This window comes from Candidatus Phycosocius bacilliformis, assembly GCF_003112735.1.
Taxonomy (GTDB): Bacteria; Pseudomonadota; Alphaproteobacteria; order Caulobacterales; family Aquidulcibacteraceae; genus Aquidulcibacter; species Aquidulcibacter bacilliformis.
Window position 1 is genome coordinate 1 of record NZ_BFBR01000010.1, and the last position, 24,263, is coordinate 24,263.

General features: G+C 51.5%; 12 protein-coding genes. 10 read left to right on the forward strand and 2 right to left on the reverse strand.

What is annotated here, in order from left to right; all coding sequences use genetic code 11:
• The first annotated feature begins 1,636 nt into the window (after positions 1 to 1,636).
• From PbB2_RS13755 to mobF, 3 genes are read left to right on the forward strand one after another with little or no spacing between them, the layout of a single operon-like run.
• The gene (locus PbB2_RS13755) at positions 1,637 to 2,260 is read left to right on the forward strand and encodes a hypothetical protein (RefSeq protein ID WP_133245817.1); all 624 of its coding nucleotides are present in this window, start codon (positions 1,637 to 1,639) and stop codon (positions 2,258 to 2,260) included.
• A complete protein-coding gene (locus tag PbB2_RS13760; RefSeq protein WP_108985916.1) occupies positions 2,257 to 4,641 on the forward strand; it encodes a type IV secretion system DNA-binding domain-containing protein in 2,385 nt (794 codons plus the stop codon). The genes PbB2_RS13755 and PbB2_RS13760 overlap by 4 nt, the downstream gene beginning before the upstream one ends.
• Positions 4,641 to 8,459, forward strand: coding sequence for a MobF family relaxase (gene mobF, locus PbB2_RS13765; protein ID WP_108985917.1), 3,819 nt, complete (start codon positions 4,641 to 4,643; stop codon positions 8,457 to 8,459). Before PbB2_RS13760 ends, mobF begins: the two co-directional genes overlap by 1 nt.
• A gap of 6 nt (positions 8,460 to 8,465) precedes the next feature.
• Here the strand turns inward: mobF and PbB2_RS13770 are convergent, their stop codons facing one another.
• The gene (locus PbB2_RS13770; protein ID WP_108985918.1) at positions 8,466 to 10,379 is read right to left on the reverse strand and encodes a hypothetical protein; all 1,914 of its coding nucleotides are present in this window, start codon (positions 10,377 to 10,379) and stop codon (positions 8,466 to 8,468) included.
• Between the two features lie 456 nt (positions 10,380 to 10,835).
• Between PbB2_RS13770 and PbB2_RS13775 the strand changes: the two genes are divergently transcribed.
• From PbB2_RS13775 to PbB2_RS13790, 4 genes are read left to right on the forward strand one after another with little or no spacing between them, the layout of a single operon-like run.
• A complete protein-coding gene (locus tag PbB2_RS13775) occupies positions 10,836 to 11,906 on the forward strand; it encodes a hypothetical protein (protein ID WP_133245818.1) in 1,071 nt (356 codons plus the stop codon).
• A gap of 26 nt (positions 11,907 to 11,932) precedes the next feature.
• Positions 11,933 to 12,469: a DUF2726 domain-containing protein gene (locus tag PbB2_RS13780; protein WP_108985920.1), complete on the forward strand. Its 537-nt coding sequence runs from the start codon at positions 11,933 to 11,935 to the stop codon at positions 12,467 to 12,469.
• Positions 12,466 to 13,011, forward strand: coding sequence for a hypothetical protein (locus tag PbB2_RS13785; protein WP_108985921.1), 546 nt, complete (start codon positions 12,466 to 12,468; stop codon positions 13,009 to 13,011). The genes PbB2_RS13780 and PbB2_RS13785 overlap by 4 nt, the downstream gene beginning before the upstream one ends.
• Positions 13,012 to 13,014: 3 nt before the next feature.
• Positions 13,015 to 13,461: a hypothetical protein gene (locus PbB2_RS13790; protein ID WP_108985922.1), complete on the forward strand. Its 447-nt coding sequence runs from the start codon at positions 13,015 to 13,017 to the stop codon at positions 13,459 to 13,461.
• Between the two features lie 566 nt (positions 13,462 to 14,027).
• Here PbB2_RS13790 and PbB2_RS13795 read toward each other — a convergent pair.
• On the reverse strand, positions 14,028 to 17,996 hold the full coding sequence (locus PbB2_RS13795) for a tetratricopeptide repeat protein (RefSeq protein ID WP_133245819.1): 3,969 nt from the start codon (positions 17,994 to 17,996) through the stop codon (positions 14,028 to 14,030).
• A 474-nt stretch (positions 17,997 to 18,470) separates the two neighbouring features.
• Here PbB2_RS13795 and PbB2_RS13800 point away from each other — a divergent pair, with 474 nt between their 5' ends.
• The 3 genes from PbB2_RS13800 (at position 18,471) to PbB2_RS13815 (ending at position 24,198) form a co-directional block, all read left to right on the forward strand.
• Positions 18,471 to 22,583 (forward strand): Eco57I restriction-modification methylase domain-containing protein, encoded by a 4,113-nt coding sequence (locus PbB2_RS13800; RefSeq protein WP_108985924.1) that lies wholly within the window; start codon positions 18,471 to 18,473, stop codon positions 22,581 to 22,583.
• Positions 22,580 to 23,110: a DUF6998 domain-containing protein gene (locus PbB2_RS13805; protein WP_238165028.1), complete on the forward strand. Its 531-nt coding sequence runs from the start codon at positions 22,580 to 22,582 to the stop codon at positions 23,108 to 23,110. The genes PbB2_RS13800 and PbB2_RS13805 overlap by 4 nt, the downstream gene beginning before the upstream one ends.
• Positions 23,111 to 23,541: 431 nt before the next feature.
• The gene (locus tag PbB2_RS13815) at positions 23,542 to 24,198 is read left to right on the forward strand and encodes a hypothetical protein (protein ID WP_108985926.1); all 657 of its coding nucleotides are present in this window, start codon (positions 23,542 to 23,544) and stop codon (positions 24,196 to 24,198) included.
• Positions 24,199 to 24,263 lie beyond the last annotated feature (65 nt).

Below are 24,263 nucleotides of genomic sequence, written 5' to 3' on the forward strand. Positions count from 1 at the left end.
CCAATCGCGCCGCTGCCATCTTCAAGCGCAATGATGACATGCTGCGCCTTTTGCCAGTCGCCGTGGTTGGCTATCCACAAGGCAATCCAGCCTTGGAGAAGCTGGCCGCCAATGCCCGCGCCAAAGGATTCAAAGTCTCCATGCGCGACATCCACGAGGAAATGGAGGGCCTTGCCTGACACCATCACGCTAGATCGACAAGAGGGCGCTGGTTAACTCCAGCGCCCTTTTTTTGTCTACCTGTTCGAGAACATCCGAGGATAATCGTAGGACAAATTTGGCAGTCTAAATAAACCGAGCGGGCACGATTTTTGAGACAATCAGAAAATCCATGCACTGCGTTTTGGTTATAACGTTCCGACCTGTCTTAGCTTCGCTTTCGACTAGGTCTATGCACCCTGCCTTCGGTCGCTTGAGGCTCCCCTGTCAGGACCACACCACGACAAAGCGCGACCTGTCTTAGCTTCGCTTTCGACTAGGTCTTTGCACCCTGCCCTGGGTCGCTTAAGGCTCCCTCGTCAGGCCCACAGAATGGCAAAGCACGGCCTGTCTCAGCTTCGCTTTCGACTAGGTCTTTGCACCCTGCCCTCGGTCGCTTAGGGCTCCCTTGTCAGGACCACAGCACGACAAATCGCGACCTGTCCTCGGTCGCTGTGGGCTCCCTTGTCAGGACCACAGCACGACAAAGCGCGACCTGTCTCAGCTTCGCTTTCGACTAGGTCTTTGCACCCTGCCCTCGGTCACTTAGGGCTCCCTTGTCAGGCCCACAGCATGGCAACGCGCGGCCTGTCTCAGCTTCGCTTTCGACTAGGTCTTTGCACCCTGCCCTCGGTCGCTTAGGGCTCCCTTGTCAGGCCCACAGCATGGCAAAGCGCGGCCTGTCTCAGCTTCGCTTTCGACTAGGCTATTGTCCCCTGCCTTCGGTCACTTAAGGCTCCCTTGTCGGACTGCCAATACGACGGCTTTTACACCCTGACTTCGGTCGCTTAAGGCTCCCTTGTCGAACTGCCAATACGGCAAAGCGTGACCTGTCTCAGCTTCGCTTTCGACTAGGTCTTTGTACCCAGCCCTCGGTCGCTTAGGGCTCCCTTGTCCGGACCACAGCACGACAAAGCACGACCTCTCTCAACTTCGTTTCCGACCAGGTCTTTGCACCCTGCCTTCGGTCGCTTAGGGCTCCCTTGTCAAAACATTAGACTAAAGGGAGCCAGTACCCCTGGCTGTGATCCAATAAAGCGGCAAAACGAAAAAGCTCGCAAAAAGACTATCAGAGGATCCACACCCTATATTAATCCCTGCGCCCTTTGGGCTTCGTGGTCGTACGTAACGCACTCCATGCAGGGCCTTGCAGGCAGCTGAAAAGAATACGGTTTTCGCACGAAATCCATTCTAAATTTTAAGAAGTGGCACACAGCCAGCACTTTGCTGGCACACAGCCAGCAAACTGATGGCACACAGCCAGCACTTTGCTGGCACACAGCCAGCAAACTGATGGCACACAGCCAGCACTTTGCTGGCACACAGCCATCACTAAAAATTGCCGATTCCGCATCGCAATCGTTAAAATCGACCAAAACCAGTTTGACATTCAAAAGTTTTCACGGTCATGTGAGTGAGCAATGCTCACGAGGCTACCATGACATACCGTAATCTTAATGTCCCTGATAAATTCACTATCCGATTGCCGCAGGCCCAAGCGGAAGACCTGAGAAAGCTTGCTATCCAAAACGGATTTACAAGCGCAACTTCCTACATAAAACACCTGATAACCGATAATCTTCAGCGCAATCATCATGCGAGCCTTCAAGACGAGTTATTCGCGATCACAACCGAATTGGGCGTGATCAAAGCAAGCCTTGCTGCAATAGAAAACGATCGCCTGCCGACACTTGATAATGTCATCGAAGGGAACATGCGCCGACTGGCCAATGGGATCGAAGACGTCCTCCAAACAGTAACCCGAACACCAAAGCATCTTGCCGAAACGCGCGCTCAATTTGTTCAACATCGAGCCGATGTCGATGCTGAATTCCTCACCATGTTGAACATGCTCGAGACCGTTCTGACCCTACTCAGACCCGTCTATTCAACCTCGTCTCTAACCTACGATCGCTTACCAGCTGGCGAAAAAGTTCCCGCCGATAAGGAATATGAGATGATCTCTCATGACGCCATATCCGCATCCACTCGAGCAAGGTCTGACGCCAAAGGGCGCATCAATGCTCACAACTTCAATGTCACCACAGGAGCGGACCAATGAGAGCACGAGAGTTCCAAACCCAGCGCCGGAACAACATGTTTGGGCGCATGATACGGGGCCAAGAAGCTCAAAAAACCACCCTCATGATGGGCATCGAACAGCTCCGCACGATCTTCATTGTTGGTGCGGTCCTGACTGTAACCATGTGGGCCGGCACGATGGCGTTCGGCATGGATGCGCGGGAACGCGCGAACCTTCTTGCTGTTGAATGGAAGCGATTAGGAACAATTGTATTGACCCCAATGAGTCCAGAAGCAACTGCCGACGCCGCGGTAGATGTCATGGATAGGGGCGGCGAAAAGCATACGGTAAGTATCTATCTTGTGCCCCAAACCGAATGGTTGGCGAAGGAGATACGGTACAATCGTGCCCTCCTAGATCTGTGGACGGCTATCGGTCTTTCCCTCACTTTGTTCGGAGCCATCGTCTACACTTACTTCGGCTATCAAACCGGAAGAGACAATGATCGAACCCGAACATTGAAAGGCACATCACTTGTTTTACCCGAAGAGTTGACAAAGTTAATCATCGCAAAATCACGTATCGACGCAACTGCACGTAACCTAACAAAATTCCCACTTTACCGTTTGGCCGGGATTCCAATCCCATATGCAAGCGAGACAATGCATACAATTATCTGCGGCTCCACAGGCACAGGTAAGACACAACTCATCCTCGATTTAATCTCTCAAATCCGTTCCCGCGGGGGCAAAGCAATTGTTCTAGATACGCTGCAAACCTTTGTCGGACACTTTTATGATCCCGAAAAAGATGTCATTCTTAACCCATTCGACCAACGCAGCGCATCATGGTCTCCCTACCTAGAAGCACACGACCGCGCCGAATGGAGTCTAATCTCAAAGGCTCTAATCGCTCCCCGTGATAAGGACGCATATTGGATTATGGCTGCCCGCGCGGTCATGACCCAAGTTGGCTCTGAAACCGGACGTCAAATGCGTGAAGCAACCAGCAAGCATCTCTATGATACATTTATTTCGACCAAGGATGAGCAGTTTCAAAGCTACTTGGACAACTCTCCAGCCAATCTCCACATCCCAAAAGACGCCCCCAAACAAGCCGCTGCAGTGAAGGCTACAATCGCGGAAGCGCTTGTCAGCCTCTCCTATATGCCGTCAGAAAAAAAGGCTTTTTCGATCCGAGAATGGATGAAGGATGACAGCAAACGAGGCATCCTCTGGATCAGTACCGAAAACGCCAAAATGGAAGCAACACGACCTCTCATTTCAACTTGGCTCGATATCGCACTGTGGTCTCTCCAAGAATGCGACCGCTCTAAGAAGCGCCTCGTCTGGTTCATCATAGACGAGCTCCAATCCCTTCAAATGTTACCCTCGCTAGAAAGCGGCTTAGCACAAGCTCGAGGATATGGCGGTGCATATGTTCTTGGCTTCCATAACCGCTCCCAGCTTCAAGCTATCTATGGAGACAAGACGGCAGAATCCATTCTCTCAAATTGCAGAAACACGGTTGTCTGCTCCACAAGCGATCCTGGAACACAAGAATATTTCTCAAGCCGGATAGGCAAACGAGTAACAGAAGATGCAACCGAAACGATCTCCATGGGGACCTCAACACACCGCGACGGGGTTTCTGTCAGCCTACGTATGGATGAGACCCCTGTCGTTACAGCGACCGAGATCGGCCGACTTAACAATCTCCAAGGCTACATCACAATGACCGGCAACTTCCCCGCTACTCTCGCTAAATGGGACTTCGTTGCGCGTCCGCTGCTACATCCTCATATCGTTCGTTTTGACCGCACGGACTGGGGTGACACGCCTCCTTCCAGCGACCCATCCACACCAACTGGATCAGCTCCCTTGATCATCCAAGGAACCAAGTTGGGCGAACGTCCAAGAACAACCGCCCCTCCCCCAACACGAAGCCGAGTTGAAGAAGAACCTGAGTTTAGAAGGCTCATGAAAGAATATGAAACCTTCCAGAACCCCAATAGCTCAGCCGCTATGGCAGTCCAGATCAGGATCAATAAGTATCGGGACCAGTGGCTCGCAGCCCACCAAGCTAATAGCGCGACCAGCGGTGATGGTCCCGGCTATGAACAAGACCGAGACCGCGACTATGACAATACCGCGCAAATGTCGCGTGAACGCAGTCTTGAAAAAGGCGAAACTGACCGCGAGCGAATGCGCGAGATTGAAGACGAGCGAGCTGAAGCCTTCGCGCGCCATGCAAATCCCTTTGGTGTGCCCCCAGGTACGCAAATTAAAGTAACGGGCTTATCCGCCAGCAAAGAGACATCTTCTGAACTTGAAGAAACCCGAGATCCCACAAAGGACCGTAAAAAGGTCCGCGACAAAGGGCGCTCCCGCGACGACGATGATGGCGAAATGAGCTTCTGATGATTACGTTCCGCGTCATTGCGTCGGATTCCGACTATCCCTTTAATGATGACTATTACGAATCCGACGGCCTTACGAAGGACGGCGACAAAACTTCCGAACGCGGAAACGAAATGGATTCAGGGCGAAGTGGCGGCGCGGGGTTAGACGGCAGCGCGCTGGGTGGCTCTGGCGACGAAAAGTCGGCGGGCGGCCTGACAGAGGGTGCGCAGCAAGATCAGGAACTCGAGACCGATCTAGAGATTTCTGCAATCGATCAGGAAAAAAGCCTGAACGACGACGCACTCGAGGCCGACGATCCAATCAGAGAGATGCGCGAAGCGCGCGAAGCTTATGAGGAAGCTCTCATTGACTTGAAGGGCCTCGAAGGGCTTGATGGCGAGGATGAGAAAGAGAAGACCTATGGACAAGAAAGCGGCGACCTAACTGAACCTAAAGAGTCCTCGCGAGCCGCTGACATAGGCAACGAACGGTCTGCGGAGCAGGTTATTGAAAGCTACAAAGCGGCACTTGAAAACTACAAAGAGACACACCAATCGCTCTATGGTGTAGCCCCGCCTGAGCTCACCCATTCTGGGCCCGATTATGATCGACCCTGGTCGAACCATCAGCGCGATCTGGAGGCCGGAAGAGAAATCGAGGACCGTTCGGGCACGCACAAGACAGTACAGGGAAATGTCCAGCGTGAATGGATGGGCCGCGGCGCGGAATTGTTGGGCCTTTCGGGTACACCGGAAATCCAACAACGACAGGAATTGCTCTCAGGAAAACTGCCGGATGGAACGCAACTTGGCACGGTCAAGGACGGAGAAGTGATCCATCGACGCGGGCATGATATGGTGTTCTCAGCCCCAAAATCAGTCTCTCTCATTGCGGCACTGGGTTCTGATACCGACAAAGCTAAGGTGAAGGAAGCAATCTTTGGTGCCACCAGAGATACCGTAGCTCTCATGGAAGAGCGACACGCTGGCGTGCGGATCCATTCAAAGGAAGGGATGAAATTTGAACAAACCGGCAATCTGACCGCAGCGGCATTCCTCCACATGATTAGCCGAGATCTTGACCCCCACGCCCATGTGCATGTGAACGTGTTCAATATGAGCCGGCTGGAATCGGGCCAATGGCGTTCGGTAACAATGGACCATATTCTGGCTAACACAAAAGCCTATACTCTCTATTTCAGAGCTCAACTGGCGGAAAAGCTGGAGACAGCAGGATTTTCAATCGACCGCAATTACGCTGATGGAAAATTTGAAATCAAAGGCACAGACAAGGATCTAATCCAACATTTCTCAAAAGGTTTGCAACGCGTCATCGCCGATACCGGAGAGACACGAAGCTCCAGATCTACCAACCTAGCTAATGACCGTACTAGGCCCAAGAAAGATAAGATTACCGTTCAAGCACGCGACAAAATCTGGCAGGCAGCGCTAGCGGCTAGTGGGAAAAGCCTGCCAGAATCTGGTCTGGAAAAATCGGGTCAGACACCAAAGATCTCTTTTGATAAGGCGCTCGACAAGTCTCCCTATTTTCAAGCGCTGAAAGACGAGCGCAAAAATGGCGTCTCTGCGTTGACCGCCCGGGTTGTCGCAGAATCCCTTGAGCGCCATGACGCTAAAAATCCCGTACATTCCAAACTATCGGTAGAAACCATGGCCCTCACACGAGGAGAAGGGCAGGTCACTTTCAAAGAAATCACGCAGGCAATGGACGTATTGAAGGAGAAGGGACTCATCTTCTCCACTACCCAAAGCGGCAAAGACCAAATCACCACAGCACGCGTTCTGGGTATGGAGCGAGGCCTAGCAACTGGTTTGGAAGCTGGAAAGACCGCCGTAAAGCCTTTCGTATCGAGCGACATTGTAGATGCACGAATTAGCAAAGCAGAAGGGCAACTTGCACGCGCAGGCCAACCACTAACCCTTAATCTGGAGCAAAGAGCCTTTGTAGAAAAGGCTCTGACCACAAAGGATCGGTCTATCATCTTAATCGGTGAGGCCGGAACCGGCAAAACGACCGCCCTCAAAGTGCTCGATGCCGCTCTAGGAAAAGATAAGCTTTGGATTGCGTCACCGTCCAACAAGCTAAAAGAAGGAGCGCTCAGCGATGGCCTGAAAGCAGTGACACATGCTTGGCTGGACATGCGAACAAGCGGGGTGACGATGCAGGGCCAGGCTCCAAGCCCGCGCCTGAAGCGGATGTTTAAGGGCAAAATCATTGCGATTGACGAAGCAAGTCTAGCAGGAACCGATCAACTCGCTCGTTTTGCGCAGTTCGCTAACAGTGTGGACGCACGCCTCATTCTAATCGGCGACAAACAACAGATTGAATCCCCAAGCCACGGAGGAGGATTTGGACTTGCCCAGCAAATCGTTTCCACATCCTCTCTGAAAACAGTCCAACGTGTGACCCTCGACGTCGACAGAAAGCTTTTTGCTGCGGCCAGAATTGGTGACTCAAAGGCGATTATCAGCCAACTCGGGCCTAAACGGCTCAAAGAAACACCGCACACTGTGGATTTGGTTCGTGCACTTTATGCTGAGGCAATCGACAGGTTGGGTGATCGAGGGCTGTTCAAAATCGCTGTGCCGGTGACAACAAACGAAGCACGTCGATCGGTCAATGAACTTCTGCGCGATGTACGCAGCGAACGTGGCGATTTGGGGCCAACAATCTTTGATCGAAAGATGGCCTTTGATAGAGGTATCAATCAGCACGACCGAGCCAACGCTTCGACCTATAAGCCCGGAGACCTAATCATGGTCACTGGGACTAATGGGATAAAATTGGATGGTAAACATTATAATCAATATGATCGCTTGACCGTCCAATCTATCGACACGGCCACGCAAACACTCACTTTGAGCGATGGCAAGAAGGAGTTTATCGCGAAGCCGTCGTCAAGCACCTTCACAGGGAATACAAACCTCTTTGCCGAACGCCATCGCGATATCAAACTCGGCGATATGGTCACCTTCGAGATAACTGACACTAAGAAAGGCGTCATGCGTGGTGCTACGGCTCTCCTCACACATGTGACACCAGAGAAAGTCAGCTTTCTAAAGGCTGATAGCTCAATGCTTACACTTGCAAGGAATGACCCTGTGCTCGCTCATTTAGACCATGGCTATGCGACGACGTCGCATCGGCTTCAAGGGACAAGTTTTGACACAGTTCTTCTGACTCTAACCGAACATCTCAAGACAACGACAGCGCAGAGTAAGCAACTTTATGTCATGATCTCGCGCGTGCTTGGACGTGAGACGGCATCACCTGCGAAGATCAACGTCATCGGCGAAGCGCCAGACAAACAAATTGAGCGCGCGACAGCACGCCGCCATGAGGCAGCCACAGGCATTGGAAGTCTTGGCGCTTCGCAATCACTAGCGACGATGCAGTCAAAATCGGTGAAAGGCCTTACCATAGACCGAACTGGTCGCTCTACACTGAGAAGATTGATTGACGGATTAAGCGGTAGAAACCCTGTCGATAAAACGGGCCTCGACAACTTATCTCTAGCAAAATCACCGGGCCAAACCTCCCAAACCACCAATAATAGCCGGCAGACAATCATCTCGGCTATTGCAGGCCCTGCAGCACCATCCAAAGGGCCCTCTCCTCAACAACTCGCCAGCCAGCCTGGCCAAATGTTTGGAGAAAGCGCGAGCCTGCATCCAGCCACGCCCGAACTTGCAAACGAGAAGTCAAAGGCAGAAGGGAAAGATCGCAGCTTTGCAGAAAAGGGTATCGAAATGGATTCCCCCGCGTTCGGCAAAGACAGGCAAATTCAACAAGAACGCGACCTGCCGAACCTGTGATCGACGTCAAAAGCGCGTGGTAACCGGCATAACAGCAAGGTCCACGATCAAACTCTTCAAGGTTGAGAGCCGATCTGGGAGCCCGGCCACCATCAATTCAACCTCTTCGGTTGATTTTCGCTTACGACCTTCAAACGTCTCGGTCATAATGACGTTTGCGGCAACAATGTCCATTCCATCTTCGGACCACGACCAACCAACGGGGTTGAATGCCTCAACCAACTGTTTTCTTAAAAGAAGTCGACTGTCCTCAGGCCAAAAACCGCCAACAATTCCACGATCGATAATGAACTCTGGCGGAAGTGTAGGTGTTGCAGTTTCAAGAAGCACACATTGAGCACCGCTGGCAGCTTGAATGGCCTGTAAGCAGACCATTAGCTCGCTCATGCTGCCGTTCAACAACTCAGTGTCTCTGGGAACCAGTGATTCAAGAATTGGCTTTGAAATGCCTTCGATAACCTCGAAAAACGATGAATGGCAAAATCTTGGCGGCAAGCCCAGCTTCGATTTCGAAAAGCTGAATTGACACAAATAATGACTACCCTCTTCAGACCACGCAACGATGCCATCTCGAACAATCGCACCTGCATCAGTAGGAGACTCAATGTCTGCCCAAAACTGAATAGAGCACTCATCGCGTTCTTGATCATCCATCACCATCTTTACGGGTAGACCATTAATCGAGAAAAAAAACCTAGATCCCTCGTGTCTACCCGATTGTCTAACGTGAAGAGGCTCAAAGAGCGCTCTAAGCGGAAACGGCTCAAATTTTGGAAATGCTACAGACTCGGGAGGATCATACTGCTTCACCTCGGCAAAGGATGCTCGCTTGACCGCGACCCTCTTGGCTTCCGCCTCAATCCTTTCTATCCAGCCAGCCTTGCCTTCTTGAGTGACTTTGGTGTTCGCCATCCGCTCTATAGCAAGGTTCATCGACATCGGGGAAAGATCCCAACAAGCATTGAGAAACTTAGCCAAAAGCGCATCGTCATCCCAGACGTTAGAGCTTGTTCCAAAATGCCTAAACTCGAAATGCCTGACGAGCGCACGACTATCCTCCGAAAGAGAGACAGGAACAGAACAGATCTGGCCGGCAAACAAGGACTGAATAGCAGGGACTTCAGCCATAGCGATAAGAAGCTTAGACCCATCATCACTAAATTCCCTGGTTTCATCTATGAAAATCCACGGGCAATTAGATGAAGCAATTATACGGGCAAACCGCTCCCACTCGGACCTTTGTTCCTTGCAAGACAAAGCTTCCCGCAAAGCATATCTTTTGACAACAAACGCAGCCGGTTGGACGGTACCAAAGGCGGTTAAAAGTTCATGCTCTACCTTAATTGCCGTCATTGGCCAGGGCAGTGATTTGCCTGAAACCATCTCCGCAAACGTGTGCAAAACCTCGATGTTCAAAGGGCTCGGGCTATCATACCAGCACACCAAATTATTGGCAGGCAATCCAGTCAAACTATTCGGCCGAGTGAGCGAACCCGAAACCGCACTGCGCTTGCCCATGCCGTCAGAACCGCTGACAACAACGAATTTCCCGACTGGACACGACTTTACAAGCCGACGCACCTCGGCAACATATTGTGTTTCAATAACGGAAAATTCATTCGCAAGCTTAGTCGCCTTCCCGCCTCGAAAAGTTCTTTCCCGGATAAGGGCGGAAACGATTTCAGTGCCGTCAACATTGCTGCCAAGATCGTAAAGGATCGAACCAAGCACCTTTCCGTTGGCCGCTTTCCCTAGAAACACGCCTTTTTCGATCCGTGTGTGGAGATCGTGCCAATCGCGATAGCCAAAAGTCTTGGCAGTCAAATTCTGGCAAGTAGATAAGGATAGAGGCTCGGGTGTGCCGGCAATATCCTTTAACTCTTTTGCGAAGCGCTTAAACGATTCAATTGTGGTAAACATGGGAACTTCCTTGCGGCATCTAGGGGTTTGCCGGGTCTTTCCCTATCGCCTCAGGAAGCTGTTAATGGCGAAATCGGAGGCACATCTGCGAAGCAGTTCGGCAACCCGGCACCGCGCCGTGCATCCGACGCAATAAAAAGTTACCTTGGTTCGCATAGATCACAAGTAGACTGTGCGAAGTTTCTAGCGGTCCTACTGCATAGTATCTACGACTATTTGGCAATTTCATTGAGGTCCGCCCAGAGGTGAAACCAGAACTTACATTCTTTATTCCGATGGACCCTGTTAACCTTAAGCGGCATCTTGCTTTTAATGATCTATAAGTTCGCACGACACTTGCTTTTAATGAGTTGAACGGCTCGATTCAGCAAAGAGTTTGGCCTTTGCGCGTTTGTCAAAGAAACTGACTTGAGGGGGCTAGACGGAAGAGCAACGCTCTTCTATACAGATCTGGCATTGCGGGAGTGGCTTCTCTTCTGGAGAAGACACATGGCCCGTTCACTCTTAACATTACAAACGTCGGTTGCTGCGATCGCCATGATCGCATCAGTGGCGCATGCCGGCCCAATTAATGAGGCGTCGGAGGCATTCGGCCTTCACCCTGACTATACCCAACGCTTAGCCATGCGGGAGAGCAATATGCGCCCGTTTGCGCATGCTCCGAATACGAGCGCGGCAGGACTTTACCAGTTTTTGGCAAGCACCTGGCTTGCGACCATCAAAACCCATGGAGATACTCTCGGCATTCAGGTGCCGTCAGACCAATGGATCGCTACGGATGGCGGCGGGTGGACAATCGCCGATCCTGACTTCCGCCGACAGATCCTTGCTCTACGCTATGACCCTGCAATCTCAACGGCTGCAGTTGCCCTGTTCACACGAGACAATGCTGAAGCAATCAAGGCCGCGCTTGGGATCGAACCAACTCAGGACGAACTTTATTTGGCCCATTTTTTGGGCGCTTCGGGTGCCATTCGGTTCCTGACCATCACACGAGATACGCCGTGGGCTTCTGCAGCTTTTCATTTTCCACGTGCTGCAGCGAAAAATAGATCGCTGTTCTATGAGGACGCACGTCCACTCAACATGCTCGAAACCATGAGCCGATTGAGCCTAAGTGATATCGGCCGTCCTTCCCAATCGCAGATCGAGATGGCTGAAGCCTTCAGCCGAAAGAACCTCTATAACGCCGCCAATTTCACAAATGACGACGATCCTGATGACGATTTAGGGGCTCCTCCCCTCAACTCGATCAAGACGGCCAATAGTTTCTCGGCTGGCGGGTTCGATCAATATCTAGGCGACAAGGTGGCCCCTGCCGCCCAAGCTGACGCAACAAACCTTGAAGCCTTGGTCCAGGCGGCTGTCGAGCAACAAAAGCCGGTGACCGGCGCAGAAGCGCAACATCGGACTCTCCTCCTAATCGACAAAATCGCTGGCAGCCCATTTGCGCCCAACTTTGCTCGATCGGTTAAATCCTTCGTCATGCCGGGCGGCGCCTACACTGACGCTGTCTCTTCCATCTAACCGCATCAAAAGGACTGGATCAGACCATGGAATTTAGCCTTGTCATAGCCCTGATCTTTGTCGTCGTTATCGCGATGGCGATCGCTAATGCCCGCATTGGTCGCCGGTTCGGGCGGCCAACCTATAGCAAGTCGCGTTTCCTAACCCAACCAGAAGCACAACTCTATCGGCGTCTGAAATCCGCCCTTGGCGAAGGGTTCGAGGTTTTTGCTCAAGTCAGCATGGGCGCGATTATGGAGCCGCAATCTCGAGATAAGCAAACGCGGCGGGCCGATTTTAATAGGATTTGCGCGAAGCGCATTGATTTCATTATCACCGATAATGCGCTCGATATTGTCTGTATTGTTGAGCTCGATGATCGAAGCCACAACATCGAAAAAGACGCAGAACGCGACGCATTAACCGCCTCTGCAGGCATCCCCACAATCCGCTGGATGGCGCGCGCCCTACCAGGCCCCAAGGATATTCGTCGCGCTATCCATGAGCTGGCACCCCACGTTATGTCCGAAGATCAAGTGCAGACAAGCGGATGGCAAGCCCGTCGGATTGCGAAGGCAACATGAGTTTCTGGAACAATTCAATCCATGATCCCGACAAAATCATGGAACAAGAAATGCGCCGAGCGCTCAAAGAGCAAAACGCGCCGTCGCGTCCTGGGCTCTGGCTTGGCATCGCTGCAGGAGCAGGATTGGCATTATTTGCGGTCATTGGGCTGCCCGACCTTCTCTACATCATGCGAGCAGATCACCAGCCGCCTGATACCGCCCCGCATGTGCTTGAAGCCATGAATCCATCCGTGGATATACCAGATCCGGGTCTAAGGACCGAGACACCAGACACTATGGTGGCCGGCAACGCTGAACTACGCATAATCGGGCTTAAAGGACAAGCTATTACAGTTCACATCACAAAAGTGCCTGGCAGCACCACACGCGAAGTGAAACTGCCCGCAAATAGCCGTCAAAGGATCACATTGCCCAAGGGTTGCCATCGATTTGGATGGGCCGAAGACGGTCGGCCGCCTCAGATCATCATGAAGTGTCTTGCTGTCCCAGGAAGCCCAACGAGCTCAACGCTCGACCTTGCAAATCCAACAAGGAAATGAGGGATGAATGACCTAAGCCACCAGAACGACCATGACGTCGACATCATTGAACGGCTGCCGCCTAATCTGTGGCTACTTGTTTATTCGTGCTCGTCTGCGATGGCGGTACTCGCTTTCATGGCCGAGGATATATTCCGCAATCATCAAGGCAAAGAAGTCGGCCTCTACTTATTGGCTGTTGCCTTCATAACGCTGATGTGGCCGGTTCCGGCTGATAAACCAGAGCCAGGTCGGCGGATTGCCTATTCCATCGGAGAATCCAATTGGACAGCACCAATCCAAAGCGCTCTGACCCATATCTTGCCCATCATGGTAACCAGTCTTGTCTGGGTTTTTATCGGACACAACGAAACGGCCACTTTTCCTTTAACGACGGGATCATTGATTAGTGTCGCCTTAGTTCATCTTATCATAACTGTTCAGCATCGAATGATGTACCGGAATGTCTGACAAACCACTCACTTACGACCAAATCCGTGCAGCACTTATCGCACGCGGGACAACACTGAATAAGCTCGCGATCGCGTTAGAAACGCCATTTAACCGATTGAAGCGAGTGTGTCTTGGTGAACAGCGAAATCAAAAGCTGCGACTAGAAATTGCCGCAGCAGCAGCCTTGCCGATTTCCGCAATTCCGGGGGCTCAGCCTCATGCGGAATAACAAGATGCGTTGCACGGCACCGCAACAGGGACAAAAGGTTCTGCCCGAAATATATATGCGATTATCGATAAACTAAACATTGACGACATAGTCGAAGTAAAGTGGCATTTCGAAAATTAACTTTTTGCTTCAAGTCGACGCGCAAATCCCGAGTACACTTCAGCCTTTCAAGCACGATAAAAAGGCCTTTGATGCCACTATTTTTGACGAACTAGGCTTATTGCTGATGATTCATTTGTGGGCTTTAGCGGGACAATGGTAACGTAGAAATCTGTGTAGGCTGGGATAAAAACATCGACTATCAAATCTATGGTCATGTGATTTACCCACGATAGCGGAAGAACGGTTTTGGATTTCATCGAGCGAAAGAAGACACCTCGTCAAACAAAAAGTGTCCCTTCATCCAAGCCATCAGATATTCGCTAAGCTCACGCATCCCCCTACATAACAACAACACTTTTCGCAAAATGATTGGAAAATCTTCAAATCGCTCCCTAATAAGTTGGCGAAGTAGATACGAAGTAACAGCCTGTCGGAATTTCATAGCTCCTTCATCTCGCCACAAAACTTGCAAACATTGGAAGGTGGCCCGGGCATGAGAGTCAGGTTCTGCCGCCAGACCACCAATCATTTGGCTTATGGATAAAAAAAGACTGCCGGGTGACTCGCCACTATCGGCGTCCAAGCGAGCGGCATGAGCCAAAACCCAACCCGAGACCCCTAAATAGTTGTGGCCAACACTAATGAGGTGAGCTGACCAGCGAGTGTATTCGTCCAAGGTTATATGCCCAGAATCAAGAGCAACTCCAAAGACGAAATGAAGCCAAGAGCCGCCGCTCCCACCAAAAACACGGTCAAACTCCCGCGTTGGAAGATCATCCGTCAAAAGAAGTAAATTCGATTGTCTCGCCACGATAAGGCTATCGAAAATGTCAAATCGACCAGTTCGAAGAAATGACCGCATTTCCTCTGGAAGGTCATCGCCAAGAACAACAGGCAACACTTTGACGTTCGCCTCCGCCCAAATGATAGCAGCATCAATGTCGGCACGTGCCTGCTCAAGTACCTCTCTAGGTACCTCATGAACTAAAATATTGCCATCGTGGTATCTTGCGCTTTTATTGCCAGTACGAGGGATCAAATCTAGCTTCTCTCTTCGTGCGCGAAGTCTGTCGATTACGCTCTGCGGTAAATGAATCGGGCCACATGTGGCAACTACTGCTTTGAGTGCTCCAAGTGTCCAAAGCGTCCAAAAAGCCAAAAGATCGAGTACACAGCCTCGCTTTGCATTTCCGTGCAAAGCTCGTGCAGCGGCTTCACGCTCCTCGTTATTCCCCACCGCCACCTTCAGCTTACGCTGGTTCGCCATGAGCAATTCGGCCGCCTCGATTGTATCCGTACCGAGGCGATGAGCGAAAACACCAACTGGCATAGGACCATTGAGGTGAAGGCTCACTTCGTCGTTGATCCAATCGTGCCTAGCCTTCAACTGCAAAAGCAAGCTCTGTTGCTGGCCCGCGGAACTTGGATCGTCAGAAATTTTTATGAACCCAGGACGTTCTGGAAAACGCTCTTGGTAATGGTCCATAATGTAATGCAGGCGTGCCACATATTTATGCCTTAACAGCGACACAACACCCTTTCGTCCGTCTCGACTTATGAACTCGTCGCCCTTTTTCAGCCCAATCACCGCCATAACGTGTGGATGATCGAGTTCCCTAGCCTCATGATCGAGCCTAAGCAAAATGGGATCTACTTCAACAACAAAAAAATGTGTTGACCCATCTTCATACGATAAATCAACCGCGACATTAGGCCCAACTACTGTAGGGTTCCAACGTGATGAAGCCTCGTTCGAACCAAGGCCTTCAAATAGTATCACGCTTGACATGGTCATCCATGACCGTGGAAGATCACGATGCTCCAGATACAACCTGTACGCCAATGCAGCGGCTCGGTCAGTAAACCCAAAATGTCCAAGTAACGATGCGAGGCGAAACAAATCACCTGGCCGCTTCCAATCAAGGCGCTCCAACGGCTTCTCGAGTTCGTCGAGAAGTTCACTTGACCGATCTTGTCGAATCAGGATCTCGACCTTCAACAATCGGGCACGCGGATCATCTGGCTTCATGCCAAGTACCTGATTGACGGCATCCAATGAAGCCAAAAGATCTCCGACATTCCAAGCGTGTGCCGCAACAGTCCAAGCGGTTTCAGGGTTGTTCCTGACGTCAGGTGCTGCTTCGGCCAGCGCTTTGTGAAACGCCGCGTCACGGCGACTGGATGCCAGACAATCCAAAAACAGCGAGGTCATTGGACTTAACCTAGTTAAATCTACTTGGTCCTCCAAAAGGCGGGAGGCCTCATCCGGCAGATCCTGATTTCGAAGTTCACAAGCCAAAAAGTAGCGCGAGCCCATATCCACATCAGCAGGCATGGTTGCGGCTAGTTCCCTAAGGCGCTGTTGCAAGGCGTCCTGTTCGACTAAGTTACGCCGCTCAGCCCGTATCTCGAGTAGGGTAGCGGTAACATCATGGGGATCGATGGCTCTCAACCCTTCGATTGCGGCCTTAAAGCTATCAAAGTCGCTTGTCCGAAGTGCACACTCACCGACGATGAGCCAACGAACTCCTTGTAACTGCGGCGATAATTCATCGGCCTGAATTTTGATTGCACTGACCAGCGCCCCGGCTATATCACCTGAAGAAGCTTGCAATTCGGCTGCGATGACTTGGTTTTCTAAATCGGAATCGTCTTTTAATAGCCCTGCCGCCTCAGTTTCGCGATCTTGCAACGAGAGAGTTAAGGCTAGCAACCGTCGCAAAACAGGTTCGTTCCCAACTTCTGCAATGCCGACGTTGAGCAAAGCTTCGGATTCGGTGTGGCGGTCGCATAGTCGCAACAAAAGGGCGGCATTATTCAGATGAGCTACTAGATCGTGCTTATCGGCAAACCCTGCGTCGAGACAATATTGCACGTAAGCCTTCATATCGTCGGCACAAGCATTGACTTCTGCATAGGGAACCGGCCCCTGAGCACCCGCGATAATCGACCCGGACTCAATAGCAATAGAAAGTATCGCGATCGCTTTAATGCGTTTGAATTCCGATAGATCAGGGTGACGGCGCGCTAACTCAAGACAACGTTCGGCCCAGCCCGGAGTTTCGCGGCGGCGTAGGAACTCTGCGATCCCAAGATCGGCATAGGCTGATCCAGCAAATTCTGGGGGTACAAGTGTTTCTGGATCCCCTTCCCAATCAGATCGTGCTGCGGCTTGAAGCAAATAGCTTATTGCCCCTTTAGCAGGCGAGTCGCAGGCAAGTGCAGCTCGAGCCGCTTCCATAGCCTCTAGGAATCGACCCTGCATGGTCCTTGCTAACGCAAGATTGGAGAGGGCGTTAGGGTCATCCGGCCGAATTGAATACGCGACTTCAAATCTAGCAGCCGCCTCCGCCTGACGACCAAGATCAACAGCAATACACGCAAGGTTGGTTTCGATCCTAAAACGGGCCCAAGGTTTTTTCGAAAGGTCCTCATTTTCGAGAAGGGCCTGCAATCGCTTCTCCGCTAAACGTGGTTGACCTTCCTGATCGAATAAATCGCGATAAGTATCTATGCGCGCGTGAAGAGCAGGATCCTCATCTGCTTCTGAACCGGTCTCAGGCATGGAAACATTAAGAAAGGTTGCTAGCGCTTGCTTGACGCCCTCTGTTACCTGCGCTGCAACCATTGAAGCCATTTCGTTGCTATGGCTCAAAACGCCAGCACTCTGGGGCAACTCGATACTCAAAGCAGATGGATGAAATGCGTAATAGGCCACGTCATGCGGAGCAATTAGCGTTTGAAGTTGGCCCCATCCATAGATTACGACCCGAAGGTTATGCCCTTCAGCCTTTAGTATTCGAGTAACAGCAAGTGCAGCATCAGTGGCTCCGGCATCGTCCGGAGCTGTCGTTGCAAAGACCAGCTCTTTTAGGCCTGCTTTGAGCTTAAGAGCGTTCCGAGCGTCTTCAAGGATCTTGGCCTCCTTTAGCGGCTTCGAGATTAGGCGACATTGAACTCCGACAAAATGATCTTCTACGCCGTCTCGTACACCAAGAACATCAATGCCGCCCTGATTTTGCCCGTTGCGCCCATATTCTTGAGCGTGAGGGTCATTGAGTTCAGCTCGAAAAAGAAGAACACAGTTACGCTGAAATGCCTGCCAGTCCTTTGGCTTTGGGATTTCAATCGAAAGCCGGGTGGTGACAGGTATTGGGACCCGCGCTTGGCTGTTGAACAGCGGGGGCGCCGGTTGCGTTTTCTCGGAATCTGTCGCTTTCAACGCGGGACACCCCATTTCATCAGTAACCTATGATCACAGACAATCTCAGTATTGGATACCAAAACCCGCCCTGATCAAAACCGAAGCCACCCAATCCATGCTAAATCTGCCACAAGTCGAGCTCATTTGGTACGGAAATTCTGGGCGCAGATTGACAGTTCAAACTTTATCAAAACTCTATCATTACTAGAAACTGAAAACCTCTCAAGGCCTGATAAATCCCACAACCTAAAAGCCAACCACCAATCTCATAAAGCTCCATCCGACCTCAAGCGCTGCTCTCTTTTTTGTTACCACATGTTTTTTGTATTTAGCTTGGTCCAAAAGGTTATGGCCTAAAATATTGACATTAAAAGATAAATAATAAAAATTGGCACTTCAATCTAGTTTCTATAGGGTTCAAACCTAAAATTTGAAGGCTATCATCAAGATGCCACCCTTGGCGCGAACATCGGTACACGGTAAGCAATTCCCGTGAACGATCCAACCCTCTTCGCCGCTGGCGCGCTTTTCACGCAGGATTACCTTTCTGAAGGTATCACCAGCACCTCGCAGTATCGCGAAGTCGATGCCCGTAAGATACGGGAAGCGATAACAGAAATCATGAGCGGCTTCCCGCATTCAAGCCGCCCGAATGAGGCTACGACCGAAAGCGATTTCGTCTGGCCGATTCTCCGATTGCTCGGCTGGGGCGATTACTTGACCCAACAAAACCTGTCGCCAAGTGGACGCACCGATGTCCCGGATGGCCTCCTGTTCATTGACGCCGAAGCGAAGGCTAGGGCCAACGCACATCCCGAGGAGTGGAAGCGGTATCAGTTTGGCTCCGCGATTATCGAAAGCAAGCGATGGGGCCGCGCGCTGGATCGTGCAGAAGGGCGTAGGGGCGATGACAAGGACACCCCCTCGACTCAGCTGCTGCGCTACCTGCGGCGAATTGATGATCTAACCAATGGCGAATTGCGCTGGGGTATCCTCACCAATGGGGCGAAGTGGAGACTCTATTTCGCTGGTGCCCGCTCGACAATCGACGACTATCTGGAAATCGACTTGGCGCGAGTAATGCGGCTTGATGCTGACCTGCTCAATGTAGGTATAACTGAGCCCGAGTGTGACCATTGGCTGGCAGTTTTCATAGCCATGTTCAGCCGGAGCGCGTTCTCTCGTTCTAGCTCAAAAGCCCCGAACTTTCACGATATAGCGCGGAAGGAAGCTAGCTTTTATGAAGAGAGGGTTTCGAAGAGCCTGTCGGACCTTGTATTCAACCAGCTCTATCCAGCACTTAGCAAGGCAGTGGCCAAGTCGGCTCCGGCGGACACATCCCTGCAGGACGTGCGGCAAGCCACATTAATCCTCCTATATCGCCTTCTTTTTGTCCTCTACGCCGAAGACCGTGGACTTCTGCCAGTAAAGGACACGCGGTATGATGACTACGCCTTGCGCCTGGCGCGGCTGGACGTTGGACGCCGCAAGGACGCCGGCGACACTTTCTCTGGCGTGGCCAAAACTTACTGGAACCGCTTTGCCGATCTAGCAGTAATGATCGATCAGGGCGATCCATCGGTAGGACTGCCGCCTTACAACGGCGGCCTGTTCAGCGCCACGCAGACGCCGCTACTAAAGGTCGTGGCTCTACCCGACGATGTGATGGCGGACGCGATAGACATCTTGTCTTGGGAACGCCAAGGGGGGAAGCGCCGTTACATCAACTATCGGGATCTATCAGTGCAGCAACTCGGCTCGATCTACGAGAGGCTGTTAGAATTCGAACTGACTCGGGATGAACACGGTGCCCTGGATGTGAAGCCCAACATTTTTGCGCGCAAGACTTCGGGCAGCTATTACACCCCCGACGATCTGGTCCTACTGATTCTAGACGAGACCTTGAAACCGTTGATCAACGATGCAATGGACTCATTCAAGAATGCACTTGGGCAGCTGCGTCCTGGCGACAGCGAAGATTTCCGCGTCATGCAGTTGCAGAAGGTCGATCCGGCCAAAGCAATCACACGGCTGCGGATCTGCGACCCAGCAATGGGCTCCGGACACTTCCTAGTCAACCTAGTCGACCGCCTAACCAATCATACGTTGGACGCTATCGCAGAAGCACAAGCACAAGCGCGGGACGTGGCGGGGCTCGATTACGAAAGTCCAGTCGCTGAGGAAGTAAGAAAAGTTCGCGCAACCATACGCCATAACGCACAGGACTCAAATTGGACCGTCAGCGATGAACAACTCGACGATCCCCAATTGGTCAAGCGCATGGTGTTGAAACGATGTGTCTATGGCGTGGACAAAAATCCGATGGCCGTAGAACTTGCGAAGGTAGCTTTATGGCTTCATACTTTTACCGTCGGAGCACCACTCAGCTTTATTGATCATCATCTGGCGGCAGGGGACAGCCTCTTCGGCCTTTGGGTGCGCGATGCAATAGACAAGGCTGCGAAAGGCGGCGAACTACTCTATTTCGAGGCGCTGGCAAATGCTCAGCGCCAAGCCGTCGTGATGCGCACAATTGAATCGTTGACCGATGCCGAAATTGCTGAAGCGCACCGAAGCGCCGAAATGTGGAAGGACGTCGAGGCGCAAACTGGAGCACTCGACGGCTTTGTCAGTTTCCTTCATGCGCTCGATTGGTTAGACCTGCCAAAGGCAGACAAGCCGCTGATAACGCTTTGGCTTGATGCCCACTTTGGAGAACCAATCGCCATCGCGCGGGGGAGAATGAGTCCGGATGGCAGTAAAACCCGGCCAGAGGAGGTGGAGCGCTTCACCTCGATTTGGCGGCAAGCGCGCGCCTTGATCGAGGAGGAGCGCTTCCTCAATTGGCAGATCACCTTTCCTGGCGTCTGGGACAACTGGGCCAGTGCAGCGCGTGAGGGTGGATTCGATGCTGTGGTAGGGAATCCACCATGGGCTAAGGTCGAACTAGAGGCATCGAAATGGTTTGCCGGTCGAAATGAAGCAATTGTTCAAGCCGCAACCAATGCTGAACGTGAAGAACTAATCGATGCGCTGCGTGAAGGTGATCCGGAACTTTTCGCCGCATACGAAACCGCAAAGAACCGCTTCGCGCAAAGCGCCGATGTCGCTAGAAAGGGCGGAGCATACCCCTTGTTCGGTCGCGGTCGGCCAAACCTTTACCAGTTGTTCTTTGAGCAAGCTCTCAAACTAATCAAGCCAACTGGTTTTGTTGGCTTCCTTGTTCCGAGCGGGATCATCTCAGACAAAGTAGCTTCAGAGTTTGTCAAATCGGTAGCCCCCGACGATAGAATCCGCGTTTTCTGGGATTTCGAAAACCGAAGACCAGAAGGTGGACGATTTTTCGCAGACGTGGATGGTCGGTTTAAGCTCGCAGTAACCATTTTAGGCGGCAAGGACCGAAAGTTTGATCACATAAAGGCCGGATTTTTCCTCCCCTCAACAAACGCCGATGACATCGCGAAACGGGTTATCCCGCTCCAAGCCGCACTGTTCGATCGTTTCAATCCAGGCACCGGAACGGCCATCATCTTCCGCGATAAACGTGATGCAGCGATCACATCGGAGATATACTCGCGACTGCAGGTCATGCAGCCATTAGGCTCAGAACCGGCATGGAAAGTCACATTCAGCCAGATGCTCAACCAATCAAACGATTCTAAATCATTCAAGACAGCGGAATGGCTAATGCAAAACGGATGGTATCCTGTTGCCGACAATCGTTGGAAGAAAGGCGATGAGATCGCTTTCCCACTTTATGAGGGTAAAATGGTCCAGGCGTTCGATCATAGAGCCGCCGACATTGTATTAAATCCCGAAAACAGGCGAAGGGCAGCGCAACCTGTTGCGATCGGCCAAGAAGAACACGCAGACCCGAACCGTTATCCGGTCCCACGGGCTTTTGTTGTTGGATCGGCAATTCCGGCGGAAGCCCGGTTGGATTGGATAATCGCGTACAAAGATACAACAGCAACCACAAACATCAGAACAATGATCGCTTCTATCCTACCAGCTTGTGGGGCAGTTCATGCGCTACCTGTGCTACTCCCAGCAACAGGTCATGACCGTTCAATTTATATCTCGGAAGCGAGTTTCATTGTTGCCAACCTTAATTCCATCTGCTTCGATTATTTAGGCCGACAGAAAGTTCAAACCAACCACTTCAGTTGGTACATCGTTGAGCAACTCCCCGTCATTCCGTGCGCCGCATACGCCCGCCAGTTCGGTTCCAAGACCGCCGCAGACATAGTGCGCGAAGCGGTATTGGAGCTTACTTATACTTCGCATGATATGGCGCCTTTCGCACGCGACATGGGTCATTTGGAAACTAGTGGGGAAGTGCGCGCCCCATTTGTTTGGAACGAGGAACGCCGCCTTACGCTGCGCGCCAAGCTCGATGCGCTTTATTTCATCCTCTACGGGGTGTTCGATCCCAACAATCCAGAAACCAGCCGCGAAGATATTCGGTACATCTACTCTACCTTCAATATCGTGGAACGCCAGGAGCGCGCGGCCTATGCCGGCAAGTACCGCAGCCGCGACCTAGCCCTGTCTTGGATAAACGCGTTGATGGCCGGCCAACCCGACGCGGCAGTACTGGGGTGAGTGTGGACAACGGCCGGACTTTCAAGCTGCCAAAGGTCATCGCAGCTCTGGTCATCGCCCGCAATGCAGTCCGCACTCATTATGGCGAAGTCCTTGCCCGGCAAGGCAACAAAGTGGAACTGGCCTTCACACTTGATGGAAATCTGGTGGGTGACATCGGCGAGGCCCTAGCGGTAGAATTATTCGGAGTACAGCTGGTGGAAACGAAATCCACCGAGGGCATAGACGGCAAAGCCCCTGATGGGCGGACAGTCCAAGTGAAGGCTACCGGGACCGGCCGAGGACCGGCTTTCCGTTGTACCGACAAGCGCGCAGACCACCTTCTTTTCTTCGATTTGGACCTTGAACAAGGGAACGGTATGGTCGTGTTTAACGGGCCCGAACACTATGCTAGGCGACCTTTGCCCGCCGCGTTTAAAGGCCAGCGCAGTGTCAGCCGGAGCCAGATAAGTAAAGCTGACTTAAAAGTTGCACCGACGGAACGGCTGGCTCGTGTTGATGAGATCGCGGCCGCCGCGGACAGCTAAAAGACAAGGTCTTCGGCAGAACTCCACGAATTGCTTCGAAAGGCTAGAATGATTCATGACTGTCCGAACGTATCTCTACCAAATCAAAGCACATCCAATTACCAGACGCCAGAAAAAATCGATTTGGGGAAGGCCCTACTTTTCAAAGAGGTAGAGAACAAATCCGGTACCTTAAAATCAAGCCAAATTGCTGAATCACTCATTAAGCTAAAAGTTAAGATGATGTAAAACCCTGTACAGCTATCGAAACATTTTATTGTTGAAAATAACCCCAACTTTTTTGTATTCAAATTTACGTGCAATTTCCTAGCAAGGAACAGCTAAGGGTCTATAACTTTGTCACATAAATCACGAATTTCCGCATCGCAATTGATGAAAGGGTAGTAACTCAAGAAATTCTTGATTTGTTCCGCGAGCTCGTTTAATCTTACATGATGGTCAAGACGCCAAAACTCTCGCACACTCTTATCAAAGGCTTCCTTATTGGCCTCATCCCGTTTGGTTGTGCGGCGATTGACAGCGGGTCAATTGATTTTCCTGCTACCGGCTTAGCAATCATATTGGTCCCAGTGTTCTGGATGTCGTTGATAATCTGGCATCTTACAACAACTAAAGCGGCGAAAGCAGCCACTTTGGTCCAAATTCACACGACAACGGACACATCAACACCAGTCAAACGCGAAGACCAAACTGGAGTCACGGCACCAAAGCTCAGTCATACTTTGTTGAAGGCGCTGACTGCGCCAGTTGTTGCAGTCGGAATTGCGGAGATTGGCCGCCATTTTGAAAGTTCAATGCCGGGAATAGACAATCTGATATTAGTGATTCTGGCTGTGCCTCCATACTGGGTCTATTTGTTGGGAAAGCAGTTGGGTTGGCGTGCCTACGGATATAACCAATATTCTAACATTCAGATGATGGGGTTGAGTGGGCACGAATATGTGGCGAACCCACAAATAGGTCCGCCATTATCCGCGTTCGAACACAATCAACTCTCAGCACACGCATTGCACATGCAAGTGATGACGAGAGCTCCAGATTACTCCCTAGGGCCAGATTCCGGCATGTACAGAACAACTTGGACCTAATTTGGGAATTGATTTTCACCAAGATCAATCAAACATAATGGCAAGTCGTGATAACGTCATAGGCT

Bases quoted from the DNA above. Each gene is read 5' to 3' on its own strand.
- PbB2_RS13755 (WP_133245817.1), top strand. From the start codon at position 1,637: ATGACATACCGTAATCTTAATGTCCCTGATAAATTCACTATCCGATTG.
- PbB2_RS13760 (WP_108985916.1), top strand. From the start codon at position 2,257: ATGAGAGCACGAGAGTTCCAAACCCAGCGCCGGAACAACATGTTTGGG.
- mobF (WP_108985917.1), top strand. From the start codon at position 4,641: ATGATTACGTTCCGCGTCATTGCGTCGGATTCCGACTATCCCTTTAAT.
- PbB2_RS13770 (WP_108985918.1), bottom strand. From the start codon at position 10,379: ATGTTTACCACAATTGAATCGTTTAAGCGCTTCGCAAAAGAGTTAAAG.
- PbB2_RS13780 (WP_108985920.1), top strand. From the start codon at position 11,933: ATGGAATTTAGCCTTGTCATAGCCCTGATCTTTGTCGTCGTTATCGCG.
- PbB2_RS13785 (WP_108985921.1), top strand. From the start codon at position 12,466: ATGAGTTTCTGGAACAATTCAATCCATGATCCCGACAAAATCATGGAA.
- PbB2_RS13790 (WP_108985922.1), top strand. From the start codon at position 13,015: ATGAATGACCTAAGCCACCAGAACGACCATGACGTCGACATCATTGAA.
- PbB2_RS13815 (WP_108985926.1), top strand. From the start codon at position 23,542: ATGATGGTCAAGACGCCAAAACTCTCGCACACTCTTATCAAAGGCTTC.